Raw genomic sequence first — 26,748 nt, forward strand, 5'->3', positions numbered from 1 at the left:
CATGATTTTGGGGTGCAGGGCCGGCCATTCGCGAGCAGGCTCGCTCCCACAGGGGAAACGGGATTGAACTGTGGGAGCGAGCCTGCTCGCGAAGACGCCGGTGCGAACACTCTCAATGCCGGATCAGCTTGGCATGCAGTTGTCCCATGGCTATCGGATCCAGCTCTACCCAAACCTGCTGCTTGCCGGCAATCACCGCCGCCACCGGCACCCCATCGCGATACACCAGCCGATTGCTCACCAGCGCCGGCACTTTCACCCCGGGCAACAACGTCCCGGCCAGATTCAATGGATCAACCCCACACACCGCCACCAGGCTGCCGTCCTGCGGGCGTCGGCGTACTTCGCGCAGCAAGGGAATGGCTTCGGGCAGGGCAAACTGCTCGCCTGCCAGACCACTGACAAACCGCCCGCCACGAATCTCGCCCCGCGCCTCCAGACGATGAAAGGTGCGCAGCAATTCCCGCCAGCTCGGCAACCAGTCCGCTTCGCGTTCCAGCAGACGCCAGAACACCACACCGTAGCGGCGCAGCAGGGTCATGGCCACATGTTCGAGCGTCTCGCCCGCATCCACGGTCGATCCACGGCGCAGCAATGCCCAGCGTCCGGCATCGTCCATGCCGCCGATAAACGCCCCGCGTCCGCGTCGACTGCTGCGCTGCTGGCGCTTGCTTGCGGGAGTGATCAGCGCGCGCAGACCGGCGAAGCTGTCGGCGTTCACCAAACCTGCGGCGACCAGTTCCTGCAAGGCGATTTCCAGTTCGCTGCGCAGCAGGCGCGCTTCATGAATCAACTCATCGAAAAACAGCGCGCCATGCTGACTCAGCGCCTCGAAGACTTTCTGTGTTTTGGGCGATAACTCACTCACCGGCGTCTGTTCTGCCAATGCACTCCACAAACCCACCTGGCTACGCGGCAGCAGCACAATCGGTGTACTGCGCAATGCCGAGCCGCTGACCTTCTGCCGCGCACTGATGCGCGTCCACACCAGTTTGCCGTTGCGACATAGCTCGTCCAGCCAGCTCGGCGAATAGTCCTTGAGGCGGGCCGGCAGGATGTCGCTGTCCCACGCCGAAGCTGCCGCCGGGTAGCCTTCGAACTGGCCGACAATCGCCGGCAACACCGCGCTGCCCTGGCCTTGGGTGGCTGGCGTCAGATGCTGCCAGTCGAACAGAAAGCGCATGAAGTCCTGCAATGCCACCGGTTCGATTTCCCGGCGCAGGCGCTTGACCGTGTAGCGATGGATGCGCGCCAGCAGATGGCGTTCGCACCATTCTTCAATCGCGCTGTTCGGCGTGAACTGGCCGCGCAACACATAGCCTTCGCGTTCCAGTTGCGCGAGGGCCTGATTGACTTGTGCGACTGGCAGGGCGAGCGGTTCGGCGATGGCGGGCAACGGGATTGGCCCAAAGGCGCCGAGGCGGGTGCGGATCACTTCGACCAGTGCCTCATCGAATGCCCATGCGTCGTCGAAACCGGTCAGCGTCACCGCTTCAGTCAGCAACGTGGCCTGTGGATAAAGTGCCTGCAGACAACTCAGGCGTTCGCGAGCCAGCCATAACTGATGCTCGGCGTCGATCTGCAACCGGCAGGCGCGCCCGCTGGTCATCAGTGTTTGCAGCCAGTCCGGCCAGCCCGCGTTGGCGCGCGCTTCGGTGTCGCTGATGCAGGCGAGGCTCATCAGCGCCTCGTGCATTTCATCCATCGAATTGGGCGACGGCCAGGCTTCTTCGCGCACTGCGGTGATCGCGCCGGCATCGAGCGCGCCGAGGTCATCGGTCGACTGCGGATCGCTCCAGCGCCGGTTGATCACCGCTTGCGTGCGGCGTTCCTCCAGCGGCGCGTCGTCGAGAAACGTGTACGGCCGGGCGCTGAGAATTTCTGCCGCCAGCGGCGACGGCGCCGGCAAATCCCGGGCGATCAGGCGCACCTCGCCACGCTCCATGCGCCGCAGCAGGGTCAGCCAGCCTTCGCTGTCCATCGCTTCGTGCAGGCAATCGTCGAGGGTCTGTTCCACCAGCGGATGTTCGGGGACTTCGCGCTCGCCGGCGAGGTTTTCCAGGCAGGCGATCTGGTCGGGAAACACACTGGCGATGAGGTCTTCGCTTTTCATCCGTTGCAGTTGCGGAGCGACTTTGCGCCCGCCGGTGAAGCGCGGCAACGCCAGCGCCACCCCGGCATTCCAGCGCCAGCGCACGCCGAACAGTGGCGCATCGAGCACCGCTTGAATGAGCGTGTGTTCAGCGCTGTTGCTGTGCAGATAACGCCAGACCTCGTCGAGCTCGAAGCTGTGACTGGTGGACAGCGACAGCACGATCGCGTCTTCGCTGGCGGCGGCCTGCAACTCGAAGTTGAAGGTGCGGCAGAAACGCTTGCGCAAGGCCAACCCCCAGGCGCGGTTGATGCGACTGCCGAACGGTGTGTGGATGATCAGTTGGGTGCCGCCGGACTCGTCGAAAAACCGCTCCATCAACAGCGTGTCCTGCGAGGGCAGGGCGCCGAGGGTCTGCCGCGCGCGTGCGAGATATTCGACCAGTTGCTCGGCGCTGGCGAGGTTGAGGCCGAGTGTGGCGGTCAGCCAGTCGAGCGCCGGTTGCAGATTCCCGGGGCTGGCGCTGAGCAGCTCATCGAGTTGCGCTTGCAGGCGCGCGACGGCCGCCGACAGTTCATCACTGCGCCCCGGCGCTTCGCCGAGCCAGAACGGAATGGTCGGCGGCATGCCCTGCGCATCCTCGACGCGCACTTTGCCGCTTTCCACCCGCAGGATGCGGTACGAGGTATTGCCGAGCTGGAACACGTCGCCGGCGATACTTTCCACGGCGAAGTCTTCGTTGACGCTGCCGATGTTCAAGCCCTGGGGTTCGAGCAGCACGCTGTAGTCGGCGTTGTCCGGAATCGTGCCGCCACTGGTCACGGCGGTCAGTTGCGCGCCACGCCGGCCACGCAAGGTGCGACTGACGGCATCGCGGTGCAGGTAGGCGCTGCGGATGCCCTGGCGACCGTTGTAGCCTTCGGCGAGCATGCTCAGCAGGGCCTGATAGTGTTTTTCGTCGAGATCGCGATACGGCCAGGCTCGGCGGAACATCGCCAGCAACGCGTCCTTCGACCATTCCTGGCAACTGACCTCGGCAATGATCTGCTGCGCCAGCACGTCCAGCGGTTTTTCCGGAATGTGCAGCGTATCGAGCTCGCCCCGTCGCACGCAGTCGAGCAGGGCGGCGCACTCGATCAGGTCGTCGCGGGTGGTGGCGAACAAACGACCCTTGGGCGTGCCGCCGACCTGGTGTCCGGAGCGACCGACTCTTTGCAGAAACGCGGCGATCGAGCGCGGCGAACTGATCTGGCAGACCAGGTCGACTTCACCGATATCGATGCCCAGTTCCAGTGATGCAGTGGCGATCAGCACCTGCAGCTCGCCGCGCTTGAGCCGTTGTTCCGCATCGAGGCGAAACTCTTTGGCCAGGCTGCCGTGGTGCGCCGCCACCGCCTGCTTGCCGAGGCGTTCGCTCAGATGCCGGCTAAGGCGTTCAGCAAGGCGTCGGGTGTTGACGAAAATCAGCGTGGTGCGATGCTCGCGGGCGAGTTCGGCGAGGCGCTCGTACACAAGTTCCCAGACATCGTTGGCCATCACTGCCGACAACGGCACCGGCGGCACTTCGATACCCAGGTCTCGTGGGCGGGCGTGGCCAATGTCGACGATTTCGCAGGGGCGGGCATGACCGACCAGAAACCGCGCCACGGCTTCCACCGGTTTCTGCGTGGCGGACAGGCCGATGCGGGTCAGCGGTTCGGCGCACAACGCTTGCAGCCGTTCAAGGCTCAAGGACAGATGACTGCCACGCTTGCCGGCGGCCATCGCGTGGATTTCATCGATGATCACCGTGCGCGTGGTGCCGAGCATCCTGCGCCCGGATTCCGAGCCAAGCAGCACGTACAGCGATTCCGGCGTGGTGACCAGAATGTGCGGCGCGATCTTGCGCATGGCGGCGCGGTCTTTCTGCGGGGTGTCGCCCGTGCGCACGGCGGTGGTGATGGTCAGCTCCGGCAGGCCCATTTCGCGCAGTTGCCCAGTGATGCCGGCCAGCGGATTCTGCAGGTTGATCTGAATGTCGTTGGACAGTGCCTTCAACGGCGAGACATAGACCACCAGGGTTTCGGCGGGCAAACCGTCAGGATGCTCCACACCTCGGTGCACCAGCTCATCGAGCACGGCGAGGAACGCGGTCAGGGTTTTCCCCGAGCCGGTGGGCGCGGCGATCAGCGTCGAACGGCGCTGGCGGATCAACGGCCACGCACGGGCCTGAGCGGCGGTGACCGCCGGGAAAGTCTTGTTGAACCAGGCGCTGACGGCGGGGTGAAAGCCTGCCAGCGCGCTGTTGGCGGGGAGGGGCAGATTCATGACTGAAGTTATGCGGGCGGGGGCGGGAAGATGCAAGTACCGTTCGGACGCCTTCGCGAGCAGGCTCGCTCCCACCTTGGAACCCGGTCCCCTGTGGGAGCGAGCCTGCTCGCGAAGGGGCCGGTCAAGACGCCGCAAATTCGCGGATCTACACTTTACGGATGACGGTTGCGCACTAAACCCGCAAAATGCAACGATTCCGGCAATTATCGACGACGGTTCCACGAGATCCGTCGCCAAAGCCATCGTTCCAATCAGACTGGGCCTGCTGACTCTATGCGAATGCGCCTTATGTTACTGGGCGGCGGAAATGCCCTTGGGCAGGCGCTGATTCGCCTCGGTGCGGAAGAAGACATCGGTTTTCTCGCCCCCCGCCCGCCCGAAAACGGCTGGGATGCCGCGAGCCTCACCCAATTGCTCGACGACACCCGTCCCGATGCGTTGATCAACCTCGCCTACTATTTCGACTGGTTCCAGGCCGAGAGCGTCAGCGAAAGTCGCATGAGCGGCCAGGAGCGCGCCATCGAGCGTCTGGCCGAACTGTGCCAGCACCACAACATTGTCCTCGTGCAGCCGTCGAGCTATCGCGTGTTCGACGGCTCGCGGGCCACGGCCTACAGCGAAAAAGACGAACCGGTGCCGCTGGGCCTGCGCGGTCAGGCCTTGTGGCGTATCGAGCAAAGTGTGCGCGCGACCTGCCCGCAACATGTATTGCTGCGCTTTGGCTGGCTGCTCGACGACAGCCCGGACGGCACCCTCGGGCGCTTCCTCGCCCGTGCGGAAAAACCCGAAGAGTTGTTGCTGGCCGATGATCGTCGCGGCAATCCGACTCCGGTCGATGACGCCGCGCGAGTGATCATCTCCGTGCTCAAGCAACTCGACTGCGCCGCGCCGCTGTGGGGCACTTACCATTACGCCGGCCACGAAGCGACCACACCGCTGGCGCTGGGCCAGGCGATTCTCACCGAAGCACGCAGCCTGCATCCGCTGGCGATCGAAGCACCGACCGCGCAGGCCCACGCCGCGCGCCCGGACGCTGCCGAAGAACCGCAACACGCGGTGCTGGCCTGCAAGAAAATTCTCCACACTTTCGGGATCAAGCCGCGCGCCTGGCGTGCCGCACTCCCAGGCTTACTGGACAGGTTCTATCGACATGGCTGAAGAAACGGTTCTAATCACTGGCGGCGCGGGATTCATCGGCTCGCACCTGACCGACGCGTTGCTCGCCAAGGGCTACGCAGTGCGCGTGCTCGACGACCTGTCGACCGGCAAGCGCAGCAACCTGCCGCTGGACAATCCCAAGGTTGAACTGGTGGTCGGCGATGTCGCCGATGCCGCTTTGGTCGCCCGCGCCATGCAAGGTTGCAACGCTGTCGCGCATCTGGCGGCCGTGGCCTCGGTGCAAGCCTCGGTGGATGATCCGGTGAAAACCCACCAGAGCAATTTCATCGGCACCCTGAACGTCTGCGAAGCCATGCGCCTGACCGGGGTCAAGCGTGTGGTGTACGCCTCCAGCGCGGCGGTGTACGGCAACAATGGCGAGGGCGAGTCGATCGACGAAGACACGCCGAAAGCCCCGCTGACACCCTATGCCTCGGACAAACTCGCCGGTGAGCAGTACTTCGATTTCTACCGTCGCCAGCATGGCCTGGAACCGGCGATTTTTCGCTTCTTCAACATCTTCGGCCCCCGCCAGGATCCGTCCTCGCCGTATTCCGGGGTGATCAGTATCTTCAGCGAACGCGCGTCAAAAGGTTTGCCGATCACCGTGTTTGGCGATGGCGAGCAGACCCGCGATTTTCTCTATGTCGGTGAACTGGTCGATTTGTTGGTGCAGGCGCTTGAAAAACCCGAAGTGCAGGAAGGCGCGGTCAACGTTGGCTGGAATCAGGCGATGAGCCTGAAGCAGATGCTCGAAGCATTGAAGTCAGTGGTCGGTGAACTGCCGCCCGTGAGTTACGGGCCTGCGCGTTCGGGTGATATCCGCCATTCGCGAGCGGATAACCGACGCTTGCTGCAGCGCTTCGAAATGCCGCCGCAGACGCCGATGAGTGTGGGCTTGGCGCGCTTGCTCGGGCGAGGATGAAACAAGCTTTCCTCCGAAACCTTCTTCCGAACGGTCGGACAGCGGACATGAAAAAGGCGCCCTTCATCAGGCGCCTTTTTCACGGCCGGAATATCGCTATCCCTGTGGCGAGGGAATGTTATCCCCCGGATCAACTGCGTACGGTCGTCGTCAGGTCTGTGCCTGCCCGCCACCACGCCTCATTCACCACCACGTGAACGTTCGGAAAAAATCAGCTTAGAACTTATAGCCCAAACCAACCATGTAGATGAACGGGTCGACGTCCACATTCACCCGCGCACGAGTGCCGGGGGCGACGGCGTTGTTCTCGACGGTCGCGCGGGTGTCGATATCGATGTAGCGCACCTGGGCGTTGAGCATGATGTTGTCGGTGATCATGTAGTCGGCGCCGACCTGCCAGGCCAGGCCCCAGGAGTTTTTCGCCTTGAAGTTGCTGAAGCCGTTGGCGCTGGCTTCGCTGCCAACGTGTTCGTCGTAGATCCAGGTGTAGTTGATGCCGCCGCCGACATAGGGCTGGAAAGCCGATTTCGAATCCAGCGGGTAGTAGACGACGCTGAGGGTCGGCGGCAGGTGTTTCAGGGTGCCGAGCTTGCCATTGGCGGCGGGCAGGGCGGTGCCCTTGAGCTTGACGTCATGCTCGAACGGCGTGGCTGCCAGCAGTTCGATACCGATGTTGTTGGTGAGCATGTAGGCGAAGTTCAGACCCAGTTGGGTGTCGCTGCTCATGGTCGTCTTGCCGCCCAGATTGGTGCCGCTCAGCGGACCCTGATCGACCTTGACGCTGGAGCTGTCGGCCTTCGGGTTGACGGTGATCGCGCCAGCGCGCACGAGAATGTCACCGGCTTCGTGGGCGTGGGTGAGCGGGGCTGCAAGCGCGAGGGCAAACAGCGAGGCGCTGAGCAAGGACTTGTTCATGGGGGCTCCGAAAGGACATAAAAATTCGATGTCCTAGGGTACGAAGCCGTCTGATACGGTGTTTTGACTCAGCTCAATGAAACAGTGATGAGAGGTCTGTGCCGGCCTATCCGCGAGCAGGCTCGCTCCCACCTTGGAATGTGATCACCTGTGGGAGCGAGCCTGCTCGCGAAGACGATAGATCAGCCAATACAAAACTACCAGGACTCACTCCGGCAGTTCATACGCATAAATCTTCTCCGCCTCCATCTGATACCCGGCATCGGCCAGCTCACTGCTGGAGGCTTTCACCTGCAACGGTCCTTCAACCCAATACGGCTGATACAGCTCATCGAGCTTCACGCCCAGTTCGCTTTTGACATGGACGATCTGGTTCGACGGCGGTGGCGGTACGTGGATGCAGGCGCCGAAATACGGCACCAGCAAAAAGTCCGTGGTGCGCCCCTCTTCACTGACTTCCAGCGGCACGATGTAACCCGGCAGGCGAATGTTCTGCCCATCGAGGCTCTTCACTACCGGCGCATTCGGCATGTCCTGCTTGGCCGCTGGTGCGGACTCGGCGGAAAGTGCGTCGCCCATCTTCGACAGATCGTGCAGCGGCGTCATGTTTGGCACTTCCGGCGCGGCGTCCGGCGGGATCATTTCCGACCAGGTCAGGTCTTTTGGCGCCGCCGCCCACACGGGCAGGGCGACCAGCATCAGCAGCGCAAGCAGGGCGCGGGGCATGGTGAGCATCCTCATAAACGGATCGACAGGCCATCGGCCAATGATTGGCGATACGCGCGCCAGGCCGGCACGCTGCCCATCAGCAGCGCGGCCGCCAGAATGCCACCGAGCAGCGTCCATTCATACTCGCTCGGCCATGCCAGTGGCAGGTACAAACCGTAATTGGCCTGCACGTACCCTTGCGCAGCGGCGATGCCGACGTACAGCAACGCCAGCCCGGCAATCACCCCGGTCAGCGCCAGGGCGAAGGCTTCCAGCACCAGCAGGCTTGCGATGTGCCACGGTCGTGCGCCTACCGAACGCAGAATCGCCATCTCGCGGCGACGCTCGTTGAGGCTGGTGAGAATCGCTGTGAGCATGCCGATCAACCCGGTCAGCACGACGAACAGCGAGACCACGAACAGCGCTTTTTCGGCGGTGCTCATCAGGCTCCACAATTCCTGCAAGGCCACGCCCGGCAGAATCGCCAGCATCGGTTCGCCACGGTATTCGTTGATCTCGCGCTGCAAGGCGAAGGTGGAAATCTTGCTGTTGAGGCCGAGCATGAACGCAGTGATCGCTTGCGGCGTGAGGTCCATGTTGCGCGCCTGATCGGCGCTGATCCGCCCGTTGCCGCGTGCTGGCACACCGTTGTGCCAATCAATGTGAATCGCCTCCATGCCGCCGAGGCTGATGTGCAGCGTGCGGTCCACCGGGGTGCCGGTGCGCTGGAGGATGCCGACCACGGTGAACGGTTTGTCGTCGTGCTTGACCAGGCTGATCGCCGCCACACCGTGGGCCAGCACCAGTTTGTCGCCGAGCTTGTAGTGCAGCGCTTCGGCGACTTCGGCGCCGAGCACCACTTCGAAAGGATCGGTCGCGAACGCGCGACCGTCGGCCAGCGCCAGGTGTTGCTGGCGCCCATATTGATAGTGCTCGAAATAGGCTTCGGTGGTGCCCATCACGCGGTAACCGCGATGGGAATCGCCGAGGGACATCGGGATCGCCCACTTCACTTTCGGGTTGTTGGCGAAGTGTTCAAAGCTGTCCCAGCGAATGTTGTTGGTAGCGTTGCCGATGCGGAAAACCGAATACAGCAGCAGGTTCACCGACCCCGAACGAGCGCCGACGATCAGGTCAGTGCCGCTGATGGTGCTGGCGAAACTGGCCCTGGCTTCGGTGCGCACGCGCTCGACGGCGAGCAGCAGGCACACCGAAAGAGCAATGGCGAAAGCAGTGAGCAATGCAGTGAAACGGCGGTTGGCCAGGCTGGCCATGGCCAGACGAAACAGATACATCTCAGACCTCGGCGGACGTAGCGGCGCGATTGAGTTCGGCCAGGGACAGATGACGGTCGAACAGCGGTGCCAGGCTCTGATCGTGGCTGACGAACAACAGACTCGATCCAGCCTCGCGGCACTCGGCAAACAGCAGGCGAATAAAGTTCTCGCGTGCGTCGTAATCCAGCGCCGAGGTCGGTTCGTCGGCGATCACCAGTTCCGGTTGGCCGATCAACGCACGGGCGGCAGCGACCCGTTGTTGCTGGCCGATGGACAAGGAGTCGGCGCGGCGACCGAGCAGGCTTTCATCCTTCAAACCCAAGTGCGCGAGCAGGGTGGCGGCGGCTTGATCGACGCTGCCGTGGCGCTGTTTCGCCCGTTGCGCACGCAGTTTCGAGAAGTGACACGGCAACTCAACGTTCTCGCGCACCGAGAGAAACGGCAGCAGGTTGAATTGCTGGAATATGTAGCCGGTGTGATCGACACGAAACGTATCGCGCTTGCCGGCAGACAGTTCGGTCAGCTCCTGACCGAGCAGGCGAATGCTGCCGCGAGCAGGTTTCTGCACTCCGCCGAGCAGGCCGAGCAGGGTGGTCTTGCCGCTGCCGCTGGGGCCTTTGAGAAACAGGGTTTCGCCGGGTTCCAGACGAAACGCCGGGATGTCCAGCAGCGTCGGGTGACCGGGCCAGTTGAAGCCAAGGTCGGAAAGTTCGATGAGTGCTTGGGTCATGGCACCGATTTCATGGTTGGACACGGACCCCTGTAGGAGCTGCCGAAGGCTGCGATCTTTTGATCTTGATCTGCACAATCAAAAGATCGCAGCCTTCGGCAGCTCCTACAGGGGATCTTCATTCGCTTCAGAATTTCAGCGCAGCCGATTTCGCCGTCACTTCGGTACCTTGCTGGCCGCTGGCGCTGATCAGTTGTACCTGAATCTTCTGCGTCGCCGGGAAGGTCTTGAAGATGTTGGCCAGGTTCAGCGTGTTCAGCGCCCCCGGTGTGGCGCAGTTGAACTGGTAATGCGCATGGATTTCGCTGTGGTCGTGGTGATGCTCGTGACCGTCCTTGTCCGCTTCAGCTTCGTCGTGATCGTCGGCGTCCGGTTTGTCGCCGAACAGCGGGCTTTCCAGTTCCTGGCTGACCACCTTGCAGCCGGCCGCTGCGGGCAGGCTGAACAGGGCCAATGGTTTTTCCAGCTGCGCACGAGCGGCAGCGACTTTGGCCTTGTCGGCATCCGACGTGGCGGCGTGTTCAAAACCGACCAGATTCATCGCCGGGCTTTCCAGCTCCAGCTCAAGGGTCTGACCATCGAGCGCGGCGTTCAGCCGACCCACACCATGTTCGTGAGCGCCGAGGCTGCCGTGCTCATGATCATGATCGTGCTCATCAACCGCATGGGCAGCGGCCAGCGGCAACAGGGCAAACGGCAAAGCGAGCAACAGACGACGCATGACGAACTCCGAGAAAAATGAAAGGTTTGTTATGTAATCTTATAACGAAAGTGCGCAGAGTGTGCCCGTGCGCTTGAGATTGCGCAAGACATGGCTAAGCACCGCCCGGGATGAGTTCGCGGGCGGTGCTGGGATTGGATGTCATGCTTGCAGAATCAGAAGCCTGCGCCGGGATAGTCGAACCAATAGTGTCCCGAAAGAACATCGTTGATCAGATTTGCGTCGAGCACGCTCGGGGCATCGCGACTGAAACGCTGTCGCCAAGCCGGAAGCCACCAGTAGTTGATGGCTGTTCCGCGCGGAAATACCACCAGAGTCAGCACCTCCTTATCCATTTTGCCCTGCGTGTAGAGTTGATGACTGCGATCCATCAGGGCCATGTACTGGTCGATTGGCAGTCTGAACATAAGTGCCATGGTGAAGATTTTTTCACTCTGACTGAACGCCGGACTCTGCAGTACCCGCAATGCTTCGCAAGTGTGTGAATTCGGTTGACTCGCTATGCTCTGGCCTTCGGGGGTTGAAAGTATGTCGAAACGATCATCCATGTCTCGCCAGTCGGTCCGGCTATTGCGCTCAAAGTAATCACGAATAACAAGGGTCAGTGGACCTGCAGTTTCCCCGTCAGCGGGACAAGCCGAAAGATCGGCAGGCAACCAGATGCGCCATGCCACGATGAGCAAAAACGGAATTATGAGGAGGAGCGAATAAGGGCGTTTCATTGTGGCGTGCTGTGTTTGTAGCGTCGGAAAATAGTGAAGTCATGGTCGCTGGGATTTGCATTACCGGTCGCATGGCGAAAACCTGCGTCGTTAACTTCAACTTTTTCCCACCCTGCAGAAATGCATACGCCCTTCGTTAGAACGAAGCCGACATGGCCGCTGGCGTCGGAATAATTCATTGCGTAAGCGCCGACGTCCCCGGGCAACGGCGTGCGCTCGACTTTCCAGCTGTTGAGCAATCGTTGTCCATTCGCCCATTCACCCGCGAGCGGAGGACTAACCTTGGAGAAATATGGCAGGTATTTCGATTTGCCATGTTCAATCAACGCCACGTTGACCCCAATTGCGGTCAGCACGTCGTAGACGAACAGATTGCATTTATTTGTGTTTGGTGGAAATTCCACGCTCTGCCTGAGAGTAGGGTGTGGCAGCGACTTTTTGCTTTTATTCCCTGCCCACTGTGTTGATCCCCGGTGTGACAGCGCCTCCATCAGTATCTTGCGCGGCATGTCCTGAATGACGACTTTCACCGTTCGGGTTTCATTTGTACGTTTCACACCATATTCGACTTCGTAGAACGCGTCGTTCGAGACAGCGCCGCTGGTCGTTAGCGGGACTTTTACCCACGGTGATATCGCTACGATCGAAAGAGACTTCCCTGGATTCAACGTAGCAGTGTGCATACCTTTTTTTGTACCGGAGTTCCCCACAATCTGAACCGTCACTTCGTGGGTGTCTCGGGTTTTGATCGACGGTAGTTCCTTGCCCGCGAGCGTTATAGCGATCTGGCCGTTTTTGGATATCAATGAATAAATGCGAGGCCTGTCATCGTTTTGAACGATGTTGTCATCTACGACCTGACCGTCGATAAGCAGCTGAAATTTTACGCCTGGCGGTGGCTGCATCAGAAAGTCTTTAAAGATGAGTTTGATTTCCGATTTCATGACAAATCCTGTGTCAGGGGCTCTTCATAGGCATAGAAAGTCCATTCGGAATCTTCCCCTACCAACAGGGTGTCGTAATCCGAAGCGTTTTTTACCGGGTGTTCGCAGCCTTCGCCTGTGAGGTTGCAAGTGCTGTCTTGTAAAACGGCAACCTTCGCCTTGTCCTTGAGTTTGTAAGCCAAACCTGGCTTTTCCGTGTCATCAAGGCGTTCGATGATGACCTGCAAGTAGCGATAAGAGGTCAGGGCAGCAATCGGTGGCCCCATGTCAATTGGAGCGGGCCGGCCAATTCCTGCGAAACCACTGTGTTGCTGAGTGAGCAGCTTATTGGTCATGGGCGGACAACCGCAGGCGACGTAGTCACCCTCTAGCGCAGCTGGTCCGGCAGGTAAAATCAGCGTTCTTTCACCCACTGCTACGATGGGGCCTTTGCCAGGCCCACAGACCGGACAACTGGCGAGTTGTCCAATGGAAGCGATTATTCTTCCTTCGATATTGAGGTTCTCATTTCCTTCAAGTATCACGCCACCTGTAGAGGTCGGGCCTCCTTTAGAGGCCAGTTTTCGTCCTGAAGACATTGGGAATCCTTCCCGCAAAAAGAGATTAATTTAGCCGATTAACCGGGAATTACCAGATGTGTTTGGCGCCCTTTACTTGGCGTTGCACAAGTCCCGTGGGAGCATGCAGGTCAGAAAAATGCAGGAGCGAACTTGATGTTGCGGATACGCGGAACGGTCGGCGAGTTGCCGGTGGATTTGACGGTGGAGCTGGATGACAGCGATTGGGCGAGGCTGGGTTCGGCGCTGAGCGGGCAGGCGCCGGTCGCGCAGTCTGAGGCAGTGGCGTCGGCCCCGGCGGCGAAGCCGGTGAATCAGGACGATGCGCTGTGGCAGGTGGCCAAAGACTTATTGCGCAACGCCGGGCAACTTAGCGGGCCGGATCTGCTCGATCAGCTGGAGGCGCTCACCGGCAGTGCGGCGGCGGGCAAGCGTTTGCTGGTGCGTCTGCGCCATAGTTCCGATGTGAAAGTGGCGAGCGGCGGGGATACGCCGCTCTATAGCTGGATCGGGTGAACCGCTAAAGATCGCAGCCTGCGGCAGCTCCTACATTGGAATGGAGTACACCCCTGTAGGAGCTGCCGAAGGCTGCGATCTTTTGATCTTAATAAAGCGCAGCAAACATCTTGCGGCGATACACCGTCACCAACGGATGATCATTACCCAGCAGTTCGAACACCTGCAGCAGGGTCTTGTGCGGCAAGCCTTCGCCGTAGCTGCGGTTGCGGATGAACAGTTTGAGCAAGGCGTCCAGCGCCGCTTCGTATTGCTGGCGCGCCAGTTGCTGGATCGCCAGTTGGTACACCGCTTCATCATCCTGCGGATTTTGCGCCAGGCGGCTCTTCAGGTCGGCGGCGTCCGGCAGATCCCGGGCGAGGCCGAGGAACTGGATCTGCGCCTTGGCGCCGGCGAGTGCGGCCTTGTGCTCATCGCTCTTGACCGCGTCGAGCACAGTTTGCGCTTCGCCCAGCTCACCGCGCTCGGTCAGGCAGCGTGCGTAAAGGATCAGCGCCTTGGTGTTGGTATTGTCTTCATTGAGCAGGGTCACCAGCACCGCTTCCGCCTCGGCGAAGTGTCCTTCGTCGAACATCGCCTGGGCCTGTTCGAACGGGTCGGCAGCGGCCGGTGGCGGCATCTGCACATGCGGTTCCAGCAGCGCGCGCACGGCGGATTCCGGTTGTGCCCCGGCAAAGCCGTCGACCGGCTGACCATCCTTAAACAGCACCACGGTCGGCAGGCTGCGAATGCCGAAGCGGGCGACGATGTCCTGCTCGATGTCGCAGTTGACCTTGGCCAGCAGCAACTCGCCCTGATAGCTCTCGGCAATGCCCTGCAGCATCGGCATCAACGCCTTGCACGGCGCACACCATTCGGCCCAGAAATCCACCAGCACCGGTTTGTTGAAGGAGGCTTCGATCACCGACTGGTCGAAATCGGCAGTCGTGGCGTCGAAGATATACGGCGTTTGCTGACTCATGGGGGATCTCTCTAAGCGTCAATGAACGCACTATAAGGGGTGGCGCAAAAGATCGCAGCCTTCGGCAGCTCCTACAGGGGAACGCGATCCAGAGTAGGAGCCGCCGAAGGCTGCGATCTTTTGGCGGCGTCAATCACGCCGCGCATGATAGAGGCTGACATGTCTGAACTCCTCAGGCTCGGCCAGATCCGGCAAGGTCATCGCCTCGAGCATTTCAATCCGCTCATACAACGGATGACGAAAATCCCGCACCCGCGAATCCGCCACCAGCGCTTCGCGTCCGCGAGTGAGAAACGCGTCGAGCAGCGGCAAGTTCGCCCGGTCATACAACACGTCCGCCACCAGAATCAGATCGAAGCGATCGGCCTCGGCAAAGAAATCCGTCGAGTAGCTCATCTGCACAGCATTGAGCTCGGCATTTGCCCGGCAAGCGGCGATCGCCAACGGATCAAGATCGCAGGCCACCACTTCCAGCGCCCCGGCCCTCACCGCCGCGATCCCGGCAATCCCGGAACCCGCGCCGAAATCCAGCACGCGCTTGCCGCGTACCCACTCTGGAAACTGCGCCAGATAACGCGCCACGGCCAAGCCGCTGGCCCAGCAAAAACTCCAATAGGGCGGTTCATGCAGGATGCGCTGGGTTTCTTCCTGGCTGAATTCGCGGGCCATGTTGTCGCCGTCGATCAACCACAGCTGCAAATCAGTGCCGGGCAACGCGCAGGCTTTCAGTCTGGCGTCGCCGAGCAATTCCCCCAAGGCCTGTTGCAGGTCGAGCGGTGCTGTCATGGCGCTTTGACGAATTGCAGCTGGCCCAACGCCTGAGTGGTTGGTTGAGTGATGGTCTGCGACGGCAGGTGCAGGATCAGTTGCCCGGACTGGCTGGCGCGACCGCGCAGCTCAACCCGTGCGCCGGCCGGAAATGCCTCGGGGTTGAAGCGCAGGTGAAACGGCAGGATCTGGTTGTTGCCGATCAGGCTGGAGCTGGCGAGCAATTGTTGCGGGCGATCCTTTTCATCGATCACCAGCAGCGCCAGTTCGACTTCGGCGCCGGCCGGCACGCCTTGCAGGGTGCCGCTCAGTTCGCGCTGATGCGCCGGCAGCGGGCCGAGTTCGGCGGCCTCTTTGGCTTTTTTCTGCGCCTGCTGCGGCGCGGGGCCTGGGGTCGGCGGTTGCGGCTTGGGTGCGTCGCTGCCACAGGCCACCAGCAGGCTGAAAAGACTGAGCAGAACGAGCGGACGTAACGGCATTGGAGGCTCCGGCAGAATGAATTCCATGGATCAGACGATCATGCCGTTCTGTATACCGCAAAGCCTATGGCTTGTCTTGCCACGGGGATGCGCTACCATGACCCTCCCATTTTTTGTTGCCAGCCACCATGCACTGTCCCTTCTGCGGTGCCAACGACACCAAGGTCATCGACTCGCGTCTGGTCGCCGAGGGCGAACAGGTGCGCCGCCGGCGTGAATGCCTGGCCTGCGGCGAACGTTTCACGACGTTCGAGACGGCCGAACTGGTGTTGCCGCGCCTGATCAAAACCGACGGCAGCCGCCAACCGTTCGACGAAGAAAAACTCCGCGCCGGCATGCAACGCGCGCTGGAGAAACGTCCGGTCAGCGTCGAGCGCCTCGAATCCTCTCTGGTCCACATCAAGCACAAGCTGCGCGCCACCGGCGAGCGCGAGGTCAAGTCCCTCGTGGTCGGCGAACTGGTGATGGCCGAGCTGCAAAAGCTTGATGAAGTCGCCTATATCCGTTTTGCCTCGGTGTACAAGCGCTTTCAGGACCTCAATGAATTCCGCGAAGAGATCGACCGCCTCGCCCGCGAACCGGTGAAAGAATGACCACCGCCGCCGAGCAGGCGATCCTCGACGCGCATTTCATGGCCCGCGCGCTGGAACTGGCGCGCAAGGGCCACTACACCACCCATCCCAATCCGCGAGTCGGTTGCGTGGTGGTGCGGGACGGGCAGATTATCGGCGAAGGCTGGCATGAGCGCGCCGGCGAACCCCATGCCGAAGTCCACGCCCTGCGCGCCGCCGGCGAGCAGGCCCGGGGCGCCACGGCGTACGTGACCCTCGAGCCTTGCAGCCATCACGGGCGCACGCCGCCGTGCGCCGACGCCTTGGTGACCGCTGGCGTTGCCCGGGTCGTGGCGGCGATGCGTGATCCCAATCCGCAAGTCGCCGGGCGCGGTTTGCAGCGCCTGGCTGACGCCGGTATCGCCACTGAAAGCGGGGTGCTGGAAGCAGAGGCACGCAAGCTCAATCAAGGTTTTCTGAAACGGATGGAACACGGCTTGCCGTTCGTGCGGGTCAAATTGGCCATGAGCCTCGACGGTCGCACAGCGATGGAAAGCGGCGAGAGCCAGTGGATTACCGGCCCGGCGGCGCGTTCTGCGGTACAGCGTTTGCGCGCTGAGGCGGCGGTGGTGCTGACTGGCGCCGACACGGTGCTGGCCGACGGCGCGCGGTTGACCGTGCGCGCGGACGAATTGGGCCTGGACACCGAGCAAACAGCACTGGCCATGAGTCGCCCGCCATTGCGCGTGTTGATCGATGGGCGCCTGCGGGTGCCGCTGGATGCACCGTTTTTCAAGGCCGGGCCGGCGCTGGTCGCCACCTGCGTCGCGGTCGAAGAGCAATACGCCAATGGCCCGGAATGCCTGATCGTGCCGGGTGACGATGGCCAGGTCGATCTGCATCAATTGCTCATCGAACTGGCTCACCGTGGCACCAACGAGGTGCTGGTCGAGGCCGGCCCGCGTCTGGCCGGAGCCTTTGCGCAACTGGGGCTGGTCGACGAGTTCGTGATCTTCATTGCCGGCAAGTTCCTCGGCTCCACGGCGCGTCCGCTGCTCGACTGGCCGCTGGCGCAGATGAAAGATGCGCCGGAACTGAAAATCACTGAAATCCGCGCGGTGGGCGATGACTGGCGAGTCACTGCGATCCCTGTCCCTTCGGCCCGCGTATAATTCCCGGCCATTGCGTAAGCGCTGGCCCTGTTCTCAAGGAGAACCCCATGTTCACCGGCATCATCGAATCCATCGGCAGTATCCGCGCACTGACCCCAAAGGGCGGTGATGTGCGGGTCCACGTCGACACCGGCAAGCTCGACCTGAGCGACGTCAAACTCGGCGACAGCATCGCGGTCAATGGCGTTTGCCTGACTGCTGTCGAGTTGCCGGGTGACGGCTTTGCCGCCGACGTCAGCCGCGAAACCCTTGATTGCACCGCCATGAATGACCTGAAAAGCGGCAGCCCGGTCAATCTGGAAAAAGCCCTGACCCCGACCACTCGCCTCGGCGGGCATCTGGTCAGTGGCCACGTCGATGGCGTCGGTGAAGTGGTATCGCGCAGCGACAATGCCCGTGCCGTGGAATTTCGCATCCGCGCGCCGAAAGAGCTGGCCAAGTACATCGCCCACAAAGGCTCGATCACCGTCGACGGCACCAGCCTGACGGTGAACGAAGTCGATGGCGCCGAATTCATGCTGACGATCATTCCGCATACCCTCAGCGAAACCATCATGGCTTCCTACAAGCCGGGCCGCCGGGTGAATCTGGAAGTCGACCTGCTGGCGCGTTATCTGGAGCGTTTGCTGCTGGGTGACAAGGCTGCAGAAAAGACCGCCGGCAGCACCATCACCGAAAGCTTTCTGGCCCAAAACGGCTACCTCAAATAATTCAAAAGAAGGGGGTGCCTTGTGGCGCTCAATAGCATCGAAGAACTGGTTGAAGACATCCGCCAAGGCAAGATGGTCATCCTCATGGATGACGAAGACCGCGAGAATGAAGGCGACCTGATCATGGCCGCCGAATGCTGCCAGGCCGAACACATCAACTTCATGGCCAAGCACGCCCGTGGCCTGATCTGCATGCCGATGAGCCGCGAGCGCTGCGAACTGTTGAAGCTGCCGCTGATGGCGCCGCGCAACGGTTCCGGTTTCGGCACCAAGTTCACCGTTTCGATCGAAGCTGCCGAAGGCGTGACCACCGGCATCTCCGCCGCCGATCGCGCGCGCACCGTGCAAGCGGCTGCCGCCAAAGACGCCAAGGCTGAAGACATCGTCAGTCCGGGCCATATTTTTCCGCTGATGGCCCAGGCCGGCGGCACCCTCGCTCGCGCCGGCCACACCGAAGCCGCTTGCGACCTGGCGCGCATGGCCGGTTTCGAGCCGAGCGGGGTGATCTGCGAAGTGATGAACGACGACGGCACCATGTCCCGTCGCGCTGAACTCGAAGCTTTCGCCGCTGAACACAACATCAAGATCGGCACCATCGCCGACCTGATTCACTACCGGATGATCCACGAACGTACCGTTCAGCGGATTGCCGAGCAGCCGCTGGACAGCGAACTGGGCCAATTCAACCTGGTGACCTATCGTGATTCGGTGGAAGGCGACGTGCACATGGCCCTGACGCTGGGCACTGTCTGCGCTGAGGAGCCGACGCTGGTTCGCGTGCACAACATGGATCCGCTGCGCGACCTGCTGATGGTCAAGCAACCGGGCCGCTGGAGCCTGCGCGCCGCCATGGCTGCGGTCGCCGAGGCCGGCAGCGGTGTGGTGCTGCTGCTCGGTCACCCGCTTGATGGTGACGTGCTGCTGGCGCATATCCGTGAAACCGGCGAGCAGGCAGCGCCGAAAAAACCGACCACTTACAGCATTGTCGGTGCCGGTTCGCAGATCCTGCGTGACCTCGGCGTGCGCAAAATGCGCTTGATGTCGGCACCAATGAAGTTCAATGCGATATCCGGTTTCGATCTGGAAGTTGTAGAATACGTGCCCTCCGAATAATGACCGGCTGTTTCCGGACTCCGATTCGCGGCAAATAATCACTGAGGGACGCGTAGCAGACGCGTCCCGGCTCTTTAAGAGAACTGACGAATGACCCTGAAGACCATCGAAGGTACCTTCATCGCCCCTAAAGGCCGCTACGCTCTGGTAGTGGGCCGCTTCAACAGCTTCGTGGTTGAAAGCCTGGTCAGCGGTGCCGTTGATGCCCTGGTTCGCCACGGCGTGAGCGAAAGCGACATCACCATCATCCGCGCACCGGGCGCCTTCGAAATCCCGCTGGTTGCGCAGAAAGTCGCCCAGAAAGGCGAGTTCGCTGCAATCATCGCCCTTGGCGCGGTCATTCGTGGCGGTACTCCGCACTTCGAATACGTGGCTGGCGAGTGCACCAAAGGCCTGGCCCAGGTCTCCATGGAGTTCGGCGTACCGGTTGCATTCGGCGTGCTGACCGTCGATTCCATTGAGCAAGCCATCGAACGTTCCGGCACCAAGGCCGGTAACAAAGGTGCCGAAGCTGCCCTGTCCGCTCTGGAAATGGTCAGCCTGCTGGCGCAGTTGGAGGCCAAGTGATTAGCGACGAAAGCGATCGTTTCAACCCGCGCGATCCGAAACCTGCGGATGCCGGCAAGCCGTCGAAGAGCGCCAAGCGTCGCGAAGCCCGTCAGCTCGCGACTCAAGCGCTGTACCAGTGGCACATGGCCCGGCAGTCGCTGAACGAGATCGAAGCGCAGTTTCGCGTTGATAACGATTTCACCGATGTCGACGGCGCCTACTTCCGTGAAATCCTTCACGGGGTTCCGCAGTTCAAGACCGAAATCGACACGGCCCTGACGCCTTGCCTGGATCTGGCGATCGAAGAGCTGGACCCGGTTGAACTGGCGGTACTGCGCCTGTCGACCTGGGAACTGCTCAAGCGCGTCGACGTGCCTTACCGCGTTGTGATCAACGAAGGTATCGAGCTGGCCAAAGTGTTCGGTTCGACCGACGGCCACAAGTTCGTCAACGGCGTGCTCGACAAGCTGGCCCCGCGCCTGCGTGAAGCTGAAGTGAAGGCGTTCAAGCGCTGATCGGCGCTTGAATACTTTTTCTCAGCCATGGGCGAGTTTGAGCTGATCCGCAATTTCTTCGCCGCCGCGCCTTGTGCGCAGGGCGGCGAAGGCGTTGCTCTGGGGATCGGCGACGACTGCGCCTTGCTGGCGGTTCCCGCAGGGGAACAGCTGGCGGTTTCCACCGATACGCTGGTGGCCGGTGTGCATTTCGCCGACCCCTGCGATCCGTTTCTGCTCGGTCAGCGCTCGCTGGCCGTCGCGGTCAGTGACCTGGCCGCCATGGGCGCCGCGCCCGTTGCCTTTACCCTTGCCCTGACTCTACCGACGGTGACTGCCGATTGGCTGCAAGCCTATGCCCGGGGTTTGAATCGCATGGCGCAAAGCTGCGGCGTCGCACTGGTCGGCGGCGATACCACGCGCGGGCCGTTGAGCCTGACGGTCACCGTGTTCGGCCGCGTACCCGCTGGCCAGGCCTTGACCCGTAGCGGTGCGCGGCCCGGTGATCTGCTCTGTGTCGGCGGCGAATTGGGCAATGCCGCCGGCGCCTTGCCGCTGGTGCTGGCTCAACGTGATGCCGAAGCGCATATCGCCCAGCCGCTGCTCGAGCATTACTGGTCGCCGCAGCCGCAACTGGCCCTCGGTCAGGCCCTGCGCGGCAAGGCCACGGCGGCACTGGACATCTCCGACGGCCTGCTCGCCGATTGCGGGCATATCGCGCTGGCGTCGAAGGTGCGACTTGAGATTGAACGCGAGCGTGTACCGTTGTCGGATGCTTTAGTCGCGTTTCTCGGTCAGCGCGGTGCCGAGCGCGCGGCCTTGAGCGGTGGGGATGACTACGTACTGGCCTTCACCTTGCCGTCCGCCGAGTTGCCGGCACTGCTGGCCGACGGCTGGCCGATCCATGTGATCGGGCGAGTGCTGCCGGGCCAGGGCGTGGTGCTGCTGGACCGCGACCGACGCGACATCACTCCGCAGATTCGCGGCTACCAACATTTTCAGGAGACACCGTGACAGATCACCCGAAACAGGTCCCTGCCGAATTCGTGCCTCCTTCGGTCTGGCGCAATCCGTGGCATTTCCTCGCGTTCGGCTTCGGCTCTGGCACCTTGCCAAAAGCGCCGGGCACGTGGGGCTCGCTGGTGGCGCTGCCGTTCATTCCGTTGTGGCAGATGCTGCCCGACTGGGGCTACTGGCTGATGCTCGGCATCACCATGCTGTTCGGCTTCTGGCTGTGCGGCAAAGTCGCTGACGATTTGCGTGTGCACGACCACGAAGGCATCGTCTGGGACGAAATGGTCGGCATGTGGATCACCCTGTGGCTGGTGCCGGAAGGCTGGTACTGGTTGCTCGCGGGTTTTCTGGTGTTCCGCTTCTTCGATATTCTCAAGCCGTGGCCGATCCGCTGGATCGACAAGCATGTGCATGGCGGCGTCGGCATCATGCTCGACGACGTGCTGGCCGGTGTGTTCGCCTGGCTGGCGATGCAGGGGCTGGTCTGGGTTTTCGCCTGATTCGACTCACGTGAGGAAACACGCAATGCTGCGACGCGGGTTGGCGCTGCTGCTTCTGGCTCTGCTGGGCACGTTCGCCCATGCGCAGGCCACCGCGCCTGTGCCTGCGGTCATCCATCTGGCCAGCGAAGACTGGGAGGATTACACCGCCGCCGATGGCCATGGTCTGGCCTGGGACGTGTTGCGCAAAGTGTTCGAGCCGGCCGGGGTGAAACTGGATATCCGCACGGTGCCGTATACCCGTTCGATCGGTCTGGTGCAGTTGAAGGAAGTCGACGCGCTGGTCGGCTCCTACCGCGACGAAGCCGAGCATGTGCTGTACCCGCAATTGAAGTTCGATTCTGATCACATCTACGCGCTGGGCCTGGCGAGCAGCCCGCCGCCGACCCAGGCGACCCTGGGCAAATACCGTCTGGCCTGGGTGCGCGGCTACCGCTACGAGAACTACTTGCCGAACATCCAGCGCTTCAACCAGATCGAGCGGCGCACCGGCATTCTGCTGATGCTCAAGCAGGGCCGGGCGGATTACTACATCGATGCGCTGACCGAGATTGAAGCGGTCGTGCGCGATGCTGCGGATCCGGCGCAATATCGCTATTCGCATCTGGCCGAACTGCCGCTGTTTCTCGGCTTCGCTGATACCCCACAGGCTCGCGCGTTGATGGCGCTGTATGACCGGCGCATGGCGGAATTGGTCAAGAGCGGGGAGTTGAAGCCGGTCTTCCAGAAGTGGCAGCAGCCGTATCCGTTCAACCCGAACTGAAGCCCAACGCAAATCCCTGTAGGAGCTGCGGCACGCTGCGATCTTTTGATCCTGATATCAAGCCAGATCAAAAGATCGCAGCCTCGTTGCACTCGACAGCTCCTACAGGGAGCGCCGGTGCTGGCGCCAGTGTCATCAAACTTTTTGATGGTTATGCCCGATAATTCAGCCTAAGCGTCCACAGGAACCTGCTGTTACAATGCCGGCCTGCGAATTTTCAGTCTTCTAGATCAGGAGCACATCGGTGCCTGTCGTCTTCGTCGCCGCTTCCAAGCTGCCAACGCCTTTTGCGCAATTCACCATGCACGGCTTTCTCGATGAGAGCACCGGGCGTGAGCACGTCGTGCTCAGCCTCGGTGAAATTGCCGATGGCGCCCCGGTACTTGGTCGCCTGCATTCCGAATGCCTGACCGGTGATGCCTTGTTCAGCCAGCGTTGCGACTGCGGCTCGCAACTGGAAGCTGCGCTGCAGGCGATTGCCCGCGAAGGCCGTGGCGTGCTGCTGTATCTGCGTCAGGAAGGGCGTGGCATCGGGCTGCTGAACAAGATTCGCGCCTACGAGTTGCAAGACGGCGGCGCCGACACCGTGGAAGCCAACGAGCGTCTGGGCTTCGCCGCCGATCAGCGCGACTACGCCATGTGCCTGCCGATGCTCGAACACCTGGGCGTGAAATCCCTGCGCTTGATGACCAACAACCCGCGCAAGGTCAAAGCGCTGACCGACATGGGCATCGTCGTCGCCGAGCGCGTGCCGCTGCACACCGGCCACAATCCGCACAACAAACTCTACTTGGCGACCAAGGCCAGCAAGCTCGACCACATGATGGGCAACGAACATCAGGGCGAGGTCGACCGCTCGTGACCCGTGGCCAGGTGCGGCGGCGGTTGGCGGTGGCCTGGTGGCAATACCTGGCGCTGGCGCTGTTGCCGCTGTTCGTGCTCAACGCACTGTTCGGCGAAGGCCAGGGCCTCTTGCCAGTGCTGGCGATGCCTTTGTTCATCGCCGGCGTCGCCTCGATGTTTGTCAGCCTGAAGTATTTTTCTCGCTACAAACATGCACTGATCGCCACGCAAAAAGCCCTCGATACCGCCGATGAACCCGCCGCCTGGATTGCCCTTGCGGCGCGTCGGCGTGCGGCGTTGCTGGTGGCGTCTTTGCCGGCCTGGATTGGCGCACTGGCGGTATTCGTCGGCCTCGAAGCCGTGCCGTTGATGCTGCTGGCGCTGTCCACCGCCGTGCTGTTCTACCTCTACCGTATTCCGCGTCAACTCGGTTGATGCCTCGCCTGTGGCTGGCGGTTGTGCTGCTCGCCCTGAGCGGCCCGGTGCTGGCTGCATTGCGGGTGGTCAGCCTCGCCCCCTCGCTGTCTGAAATCGTTGTTGAACTGGATTCCGCTGACCTGCTGGTCGGCGTGCTGGATGCGGGCGAGCGGCCGGCGGCGATTGCCGATGTTCCATCAGTGGGGCGCTACGGCCAGCTCGACATGGAGCGCTTGCTCAGCCTGAAACCGGATTTGCTGCTGCTCTGGCCCGGCAGCGTCGGCGCGGGGCAGCGCGATCAGCTCAAGCGCCTGAACATTCCTACCTTCGTCGCCGAGCCGCATACGTTGGCGCAACTGGCGACGCAAATTGAAGCGATCAGCAAACAGCTCGGGCGTTCTGAACGTGGGGCGAAACGAGCGGCCGAATTGCGCGAGCAACTGAATGATCTGCGCCAGCGTTATAGCCGTGACGAACCGCTGCGGGTTTTCTATCAAGTCTGGGACAAACCGCTATACACCGTCGGTGGCGGGCAGATCATCAGCGATGCACTTGAAGTGTGCGGTGCGCGCAATGTGTTTGCCGAGCTGAATCTGCCGGCACCGCAGGTGAGTATCGAGGCGGTGTTGCAGCGTGATCCGGAAGTGATTGTCGCCGGTGATCAGGCCCAGCTAGCGGCGTGGAAGGCTTGGCCGCAGGTGGCGGCGGTCAGGCAGGGGCGGTTGTTGCTGGTCAGTGACAAAGGTCTGGAAAGGCCCAGTGGTCAGATGATCAGTGCGACCACCAAGCTCTGCCAATTGATCGCGCCGGACATGTAGGAGCTGCCGAAGGCTGCGATCTTTTGATCTTGATCTTCAGCGCTCTTGGCACCTTCAAAAGCAAGGTCAAAAGATCGCAGCCTTCGGCAGCTCCTACAGGGAATCAGTGAACTTCAGGGGTCCACGTCACCCCGAACATCCACGCCCGACCTTCCTCGCGATAGCCATACTGCGCGCCGTCATAGCTGTAATTCGCCCGGCTGTAGCCCTTGTCCAGCAAGTTATCCACCTTCAGATCCAGCTTGATCTCCCGATTCAGCGCCCAACTGCTGCGCAGCCCGAGCGTGCCATAGCCGCCCAGCGACTGGGTATTGTTCAAGTCATCGTAACTGCCGCTGACCAATTGCCAACTGGCGCCGAGCCCCAAGCGATCAAACTGCCGGTCGACATCCCAACTGGCCGTGCGCCGCGCCCGTCGCGCCAGCGTATGCCCGGTATCGCGATCACGTGGATCGATGATTGCCACGCCAAGATTGCTCTGCCAGCCAAGCAGCTCCTGCTTCAGCGCTGCTTCAAAACCGTTGATGCGCGCTGACGCAACGTTCTGCGGGCGTGAGTTGCTGCCGAAGATGATCGCGTCTTCCAGGTCGGTGCGGTAAATCGAGGCTTCCAGGCGCGCGCTGTCGCTCAACTGGCTGCGCCATTGCAGTTCGTAGCTTTTCGAAGTTTCCGGTTTCAGGTCGGGATTGCTGAAATCCGGGTAGTACAGGTCGTTGAAGGTCGGCGCGCGGAAACCTTCGCTGTAGCTCAGCAGCACGTCGTTATCCGGATTGAGCGGCAGGGTGAAAGTGCCGCTCCAGGTGTTCTGGCTGCCGAACTGCTGATTGTCGTCGTGGCGCAGGCCGATCTCGGTGGAGAAGCTGTCGGCCTGATAGCGATGCTGGATGAACGCTGCGCGGTTCCAGCGGCTGTCCTCGTCGAATGCAGTGCTGCTGTTGACCCGGTCTTCGTACCAGTCACCGCCCACGATCAAGCTGTTGCGCGCATTGAGCGTCAGGTCGTTCTGCCAGTTCACCGAGTCGCGATAGGTGTTGAACACCGTGCGCTCGTCGCTGAGCTTGTCGAAAGTCTTCTCGCGGTTTTCGCTGTGGCCGAATTCGACACGGGTTTTCCAGCTTTCATTGACCCGCGCATCGACATAACTGCTGACGCTGCTGACATTGAAAGCACTGTAGGGCTGCTGTTGCACCGACTCGAAGGTGTTCATGTCGAAGCGGCCGAACGGGTTGTCGAATTCGCTCCTGCCACGGTTATCCAGCAGATTGGCGCCGATTTCGATGTCTTCGGTCAGCGCGTGGCTGAGGCTCAGGCTCAGGGATTTGTTGCGGTAGGCGTCATGGTCGCCGTCGCTTGGATACGACTCGTGGGTGCGGTCGATCCCGGCAGTTTCATCAAGGCTGGCGCCGAGGTTGAAGCGGGTTTTCTCGTCGCCGCCGGACAAGCCGAGGCTGCGTTCCCAGGTCTGCTGACTGCCGAAGCCCAGATGCAGGCGTGGCTGCAAGCCTTGCTCGCTGCCGCGCCGAGTGAAAATCTGGATCACCCCGCCAATCGCGTCGCTGCCGTAAATCACCGAGCGCGAACCGCGCAGCACTTCGACGCGCTCGATCTGCTCGATGTTCAGGTGCTGCAGGTTGCTGTCGCCGGAAGTCGAGTTGCCGATGCGCTGGCCATCGACCAGCACCAGGCTCTGCGCCGACTGCGTGCCGCGAATATAGATCCCCGGCAGGCTGCCGCGCCCGCCAGTCTGCGCCACTTGCACGCCCGGCACGCGCCGCAGCAGATCGGGCACGTCGCTTGGTTGCAGGCGATCGATGTCTTCGCGAGTGAATACAGTGTTGGCGGCGCTGCTGTCGTTGCGCGCCTCGACCTGACGATTGGCGCTGATCAGCGTGTCCGGCAGCTTCAGCGCCTGATCACGTTCGAATGTATCGGCAAGGGCGCTGGCGGTTGGTAGCAGGAGGAAGGGCAGGGCGAGGCGCGAGAGGTTCATGGCAATCTATGGTCTTTGCAAAACCCTGTAG

Annotated in this window: 28 protein-coding genes; 15 read left to right on the plus strand and 13 right to left on the minus strand. The window is 61.7% G+C overall.

Going from position 1 to position 26,748, the window contains the following annotated elements; all coding sequences use genetic code 11:
• Positions 1–112: 112 nt before the first annotated feature.
• Positions 113–4,399: a DEAD/DEAH box helicase gene (locus tag AC4IHP_RS11415; protein ID WP_490831715.1), complete on the minus strand. Its 4,287-nt coding sequence runs from the start codon at positions 4,397–4,399 to the stop codon at positions 113–115.
• 276 nt (positions 4,400–4,675) lie between these two features.
• Here AC4IHP_RS11415 and AC4IHP_RS11420 point away from each other — a divergent pair, with 276 nt between their 5' ends.
• Entirely contained in the window at positions 4,676–5,560 is an 885-nt protein-coding gene (locus AC4IHP_RS11420; protein WP_137215697.1) for a sugar nucleotide-binding protein, read from the plus strand.
• Positions 5,553–6,485, plus strand: a complete 933-nt coding sequence (locus AC4IHP_RS11425; protein WP_490831716.1) for an NAD-dependent epimerase/dehydratase family protein — start codon at positions 5,553–5,555, stop codon at positions 6,483–6,485. The genes AC4IHP_RS11420 and AC4IHP_RS11425 overlap by 8 nt, the downstream gene beginning before the upstream one ends.
• A 216-nt stretch (positions 6,486–6,701) precedes the next feature.
• On the opposite strand, the gene AC4IHP_RS11430 is transcribed toward AC4IHP_RS11425, so the two are convergent.
• The 8 genes from AC4IHP_RS11430 to AC4IHP_RS11465 form a co-directional block, all read right to left on the minus strand.
• The gene (locus tag AC4IHP_RS11430; RefSeq protein WP_490831717.1) at positions 6,702–7,400 is read right to left on the minus strand and encodes an OmpW/AlkL family protein; all 699 of its coding nucleotides are present in this window, start codon (positions 7,398–7,400) and stop codon (positions 6,702–6,704) included.
• Between the two features lie 207 nt (positions 7,401–7,607).
• Positions 7,608–8,126, minus strand: coding sequence for a DUF3299 domain-containing protein (locus AC4IHP_RS11435; protein ID WP_024014502.1), 519 nt, complete (start codon positions 8,124–8,126; stop codon positions 7,608–7,610).
• An 11-nt stretch (positions 8,127–8,137) separates the two neighbouring features.
• Positions 8,138–9,403: an ABC transporter permease gene (locus tag AC4IHP_RS11440; protein WP_490831718.1), complete on the minus strand. Its 1,266-nt coding sequence runs from the start codon at positions 9,401–9,403 to the stop codon at positions 8,138–8,140.
• 1 nt (position 9,404) lies between these two features.
• Positions 9,405–10,115 (minus strand): ABC transporter ATP-binding protein, encoded by a 711-nt coding sequence (locus AC4IHP_RS11445; protein WP_460121762.1) that lies wholly within the window; start codon positions 10,113–10,115, stop codon positions 9,405–9,407.
• A 127-nt stretch (positions 10,116–10,242) separates the two neighbouring features.
• Entirely contained in the window at positions 10,243–10,836 is a 594-nt protein-coding gene (locus tag AC4IHP_RS11450) for a DUF2796 domain-containing protein (RefSeq protein ID WP_490831719.1), read from the minus strand.
• A 155-nt stretch (positions 10,837–10,991) separates the two neighbouring features.
• Positions 10,992–11,558 carry a hypothetical protein gene (locus AC4IHP_RS11455; RefSeq protein ID WP_024014498.1) on the minus strand — a complete coding sequence of 189 codons (567 nt, stop codon included), beginning with the start codon at positions 11,556–11,558 and terminating at the stop codon, positions 10,992–10,994.
• Complete coding sequence (locus tag AC4IHP_RS11460; protein ID WP_490831720.1) at positions 11,555–12,502, minus strand: CHAP domain-containing protein; 948 nt, start codon at positions 12,500–12,502, stop codon at positions 11,555–11,557. Before AC4IHP_RS11460 ends, AC4IHP_RS11455 begins: the two co-directional genes overlap by 4 nt.
• Complete coding sequence (locus AC4IHP_RS11465; RefSeq protein WP_225930982.1) at positions 12,499–13,080, minus strand: PAAR domain-containing protein; 582 nt, start codon at positions 13,078–13,080, stop codon at positions 12,499–12,501. Before AC4IHP_RS11465 ends, AC4IHP_RS11460 begins: the two co-directional genes overlap by 4 nt.
• Positions 13,081–13,215: 135 nt before the next feature.
• On the opposite strand from AC4IHP_RS11465, the gene AC4IHP_RS11470 reads away from it, so the two are divergent.
• The gene (locus AC4IHP_RS11470; RefSeq protein ID WP_490831721.1) at positions 13,216–13,575 is read left to right on the plus strand and encodes a hypothetical protein; all 360 of its coding nucleotides are present in this window, start codon (positions 13,216–13,218) and stop codon (positions 13,573–13,575) included.
• An 88-nt stretch (positions 13,576–13,663) separates the two neighbouring features.
• Here AC4IHP_RS11470 and trxA read toward each other — a convergent pair whose 3' ends face one another.
• The 3 genes from trxA to AC4IHP_RS11485 form a co-directional block, all read right to left on the minus strand.
• Positions 13,664–14,536, minus strand: a complete 873-nt coding sequence (gene trxA / locus AC4IHP_RS11475) for a thioredoxin (RefSeq protein WP_490831722.1) — start codon at positions 14,534–14,536, stop codon at positions 13,664–13,666.
• Positions 14,537–14,665: 129 nt separating this feature from the next.
• Positions 14,666–15,322, minus strand: a complete 657-nt coding sequence (locus AC4IHP_RS11480) for a class I SAM-dependent methyltransferase (protein ID WP_460121754.1) — start codon at positions 15,320–15,322, stop codon at positions 14,666–14,668.
• Positions 15,319–15,783, minus strand: a complete 465-nt coding sequence (locus AC4IHP_RS11485) for a YbaY family lipoprotein (RefSeq protein WP_042610623.1) — start codon at positions 15,781–15,783, stop codon at positions 15,319–15,321. Before AC4IHP_RS11485 ends, AC4IHP_RS11480 begins: the two co-directional genes overlap by 4 nt.
• A 128-nt stretch (positions 15,784–15,911) precedes the next feature.
• Between AC4IHP_RS11485 and nrdR the strand changes: the two genes are divergently transcribed.
• The 12 genes from nrdR to AC4IHP_RS11545 all read left to right on the plus strand — a co-directional run bounded on the left by nrdR (position 15,912) and on the right by AC4IHP_RS11545 (position 24,727).
• A complete protein-coding gene (gene nrdR, locus AC4IHP_RS11490) occupies positions 15,912–16,376 on the plus strand; it encodes a transcriptional regulator NrdR (RefSeq protein ID WP_007910946.1) in 465 nt (154 codons plus the stop codon).
• A complete protein-coding gene (gene ribD, locus AC4IHP_RS11495) occupies positions 16,373–17,506 on the plus strand; it encodes a bifunctional diaminohydroxyphosphoribosylaminopyrimidine deaminase/5-amino-6-(5-phosphoribosylamino)uracil reductase RibD (protein ID WP_490831723.1) in 1,134 nt (377 codons plus the stop codon). Before nrdR ends, ribD begins: the two co-directional genes overlap by 4 nt.
• 47 nt (positions 17,507–17,553) lie before the next feature.
• Positions 17,554–18,216 carry a riboflavin synthase gene (locus AC4IHP_RS11500; protein WP_151550988.1) on the plus strand — a complete coding sequence of 221 codons (663 nt, stop codon included), beginning with the start codon at positions 17,554–17,556 and terminating at the stop codon, positions 18,214–18,216.
• A 21-nt stretch (positions 18,217–18,237) separates the two neighbouring features.
• On the plus strand, positions 18,238–19,329 hold the full coding sequence (gene ribBA, locus AC4IHP_RS11505) for a bifunctional 3,4-dihydroxy-2-butanone-4-phosphate synthase/GTP cyclohydrolase II (RefSeq protein WP_039761895.1): 1,092 nt from the start codon (positions 18,238–18,240) through the stop codon (positions 19,327–19,329).
• Positions 19,330–19,419: 90 nt separating this feature from the next.
• Complete coding sequence (ribH, locus tag AC4IHP_RS11510) at positions 19,420–19,896, plus strand: 6,7-dimethyl-8-ribityllumazine synthase (RefSeq protein ID WP_003228649.1); 477 nt, start codon at positions 19,420–19,422, stop codon at positions 19,894–19,896.
• Entirely contained in the window at positions 19,893–20,393 is a 501-nt protein-coding gene (nusB, locus tag AC4IHP_RS11515) for a transcription antitermination factor NusB (protein WP_024014489.1), read from the plus strand. Before ribH ends, nusB begins: the two co-directional genes overlap by 4 nt.
• A 27-nt stretch (positions 20,394–20,420) precedes the next feature.
• The gene (gene thiL, locus AC4IHP_RS11520) at positions 20,421–21,386 is read left to right on the plus strand and encodes a thiamine-phosphate kinase (protein ID WP_460121751.1); all 966 of its coding nucleotides are present in this window, start codon (positions 20,421–20,423) and stop codon (positions 21,384–21,386) included.
• A complete protein-coding gene (locus AC4IHP_RS11525) occupies positions 21,383–21,886 on the plus strand; it encodes a phosphatidylglycerophosphatase A family protein (protein ID WP_039761886.1) in 504 nt (167 codons plus the stop codon). Before thiL ends, AC4IHP_RS11525 begins: the two co-directional genes overlap by 4 nt.
• A gap of 25 nt (positions 21,887–21,911) precedes the next feature.
• Positions 21,912–22,649 (plus strand): substrate-binding periplasmic protein, encoded by a 738-nt coding sequence (locus tag AC4IHP_RS11530; RefSeq protein ID WP_490831724.1) that lies wholly within the window; start codon positions 21,912–21,914, stop codon positions 22,647–22,649.
• Positions 22,650–22,893: 244 nt separating this feature from the next.
• Complete coding sequence (gene ribA / locus AC4IHP_RS11535; protein WP_490831725.1) at positions 22,894–23,511, plus strand: GTP cyclohydrolase II; 618 nt, start codon at positions 22,894–22,896, stop codon at positions 23,509–23,511.
• On the plus strand, positions 23,508–23,927 hold the full coding sequence (locus AC4IHP_RS11540) for an MFS transporter (protein WP_434766858.1): 420 nt from the start codon (positions 23,508–23,510) through the stop codon (positions 23,925–23,927). Before ribA ends, AC4IHP_RS11540 begins: the two co-directional genes overlap by 4 nt.
• The gene (locus tag AC4IHP_RS11545) at positions 23,927–24,727 is read left to right on the plus strand and encodes a cobalamin-binding protein (protein WP_490831726.1); all 801 of its coding nucleotides are present in this window, start codon (positions 23,927–23,929) and stop codon (positions 24,725–24,727) included. Before AC4IHP_RS11540 ends, AC4IHP_RS11545 begins: the two co-directional genes overlap by 1 nt.
• Positions 24,728–24,830: 103 nt before the next feature.
• Here the strand turns inward: AC4IHP_RS11545 and AC4IHP_RS11550 are convergent, their stop codons facing one another.
• The gene (locus AC4IHP_RS11550) at positions 24,831–26,717 is read right to left on the minus strand and encodes a TonB-dependent receptor domain-containing protein (RefSeq protein WP_490831727.1); all 1,887 of its coding nucleotides are present in this window, start codon (positions 26,715–26,717) and stop codon (positions 24,831–24,833) included.
• Positions 26,718–26,748: the final 31 nt, after the last annotated feature.

Source organism: Pseudomonas sp. UF-293 (assembly GCF_058245595.1).

Coding starts and splice junctions, on each gene's coding strand:
- AC4IHP_RS11415 (WP_490831715.1), bottom strand. CDS start 4,399: ATGAATCTGCCCCTCCCCGCCAACAGCGCGCTGGCAGGCTTTCACCCC.
- AC4IHP_RS11420 (WP_137215697.1), top strand. CDS start 4,676: ATGCGAATGCGCCTTATGTTACTGGGCGGCGGAAATGCCCTTGGGCAG.
- AC4IHP_RS11425 (WP_490831716.1), top strand. CDS start 5,553: ATGGCTGAAGAAACGGTTCTAATCACTGGCGGCGCGGGATTCATCGGC.
- AC4IHP_RS11430 (WP_490831717.1), bottom strand. CDS start 7,400: ATGAACAAGTCCTTGCTCAGCGCCTCGCTGTTTGCCCTCGCGCTTGCA.
- AC4IHP_RS11435 (WP_024014502.1), bottom strand. CDS start 8,126: ATGCCCCGCGCCCTGCTTGCGCTGCTGATGCTGGTCGCCCTGCCCGTG.
- AC4IHP_RS11440 (WP_490831718.1), bottom strand. CDS start 9,403: ATGTATCTGTTTCGTCTGGCCATGGCCAGCCTGGCCAACCGCCGTTTC.
- AC4IHP_RS11445 (WP_460121762.1), bottom strand. CDS start 10,115: ATGACCCAAGCACTCATCGAACTTTCCGACCTTGGCTTCAACTGGCCC.
- AC4IHP_RS11450 (WP_490831719.1), bottom strand. CDS start 10,836: ATGCGTCGTCTGTTGCTCGCTTTGCCGTTTGCCCTGTTGCCGCTGGCC.
- AC4IHP_RS11455 (WP_024014498.1), bottom strand. CDS start 11,558: ATGAAACGCCCTTATTCGCTCCTCCTCATAATTCCGTTTTTGCTCATC.
- AC4IHP_RS11460 (WP_490831720.1), bottom strand. CDS start 12,502: ATGAAATCGGAAATCAAACTCATCTTTAAAGACTTTCTGATGCAGCCA.
- AC4IHP_RS11465 (WP_225930982.1), bottom strand. CDS start 13,080: ATGTCTTCAGGACGAAAACTGGCCTCTAAAGGAGGCCCGACCTCTACA.
- AC4IHP_RS11470 (WP_490831721.1), top strand. CDS start 13,216: ATGTTGCGGATACGCGGAACGGTCGGCGAGTTGCCGGTGGATTTGACG.
- trxA (WP_490831722.1), bottom strand. CDS start 14,536: ATGAGTCAGCAAACGCCGTATATCTTCGACGCCACGACTGCCGATTTC.
- AC4IHP_RS11480 (WP_460121754.1), bottom strand. CDS start 15,322: ATGACAGCACCGCTCGACCTGCAACAGGCCTTGGGGGAATTGCTCGGC.
- AC4IHP_RS11485 (WP_042610623.1), bottom strand. CDS start 15,783: ATGCCGTTACGTCCGCTCGTTCTGCTCAGTCTTTTCAGCCTGCTGGTG.
- nrdR (WP_007910946.1), top strand. CDS start 15,912: ATGCACTGTCCCTTCTGCGGTGCCAACGACACCAAGGTCATCGACTCG.
- ribD (WP_490831723.1), top strand. CDS start 16,373: ATGACCACCGCCGCCGAGCAGGCGATCCTCGACGCGCATTTCATGGCC.
- AC4IHP_RS11500 (WP_151550988.1), top strand. CDS start 17,554: ATGTTCACCGGCATCATCGAATCCATCGGCAGTATCCGCGCACTGACC.
- ribH (WP_003228649.1), top strand. CDS start 19,420: ATGACCCTGAAGACCATCGAAGGTACCTTCATCGCCCCTAAAGGCCGC.
- thiL (WP_460121751.1), top strand. CDS start 20,421: ATGGGCGAGTTTGAGCTGATCCGCAATTTCTTCGCCGCCGCGCCTTGT.
- AC4IHP_RS11530 (WP_490831724.1), top strand. CDS start 21,912: ATGCTGCGACGCGGGTTGGCGCTGCTGCTTCTGGCTCTGCTGGGCACG.
- AC4IHP_RS11545 (WP_490831726.1), top strand. CDS start 23,927: ATGCCTCGCCTGTGGCTGGCGGTTGTGCTGCTCGCCCTGAGCGGCCCG.
- AC4IHP_RS11550 (WP_490831727.1), bottom strand. CDS start 26,717: ATGAACCTCTCGCGCCTCGCCCTGCCCTTCCTCCTGCTACCAACCGCC.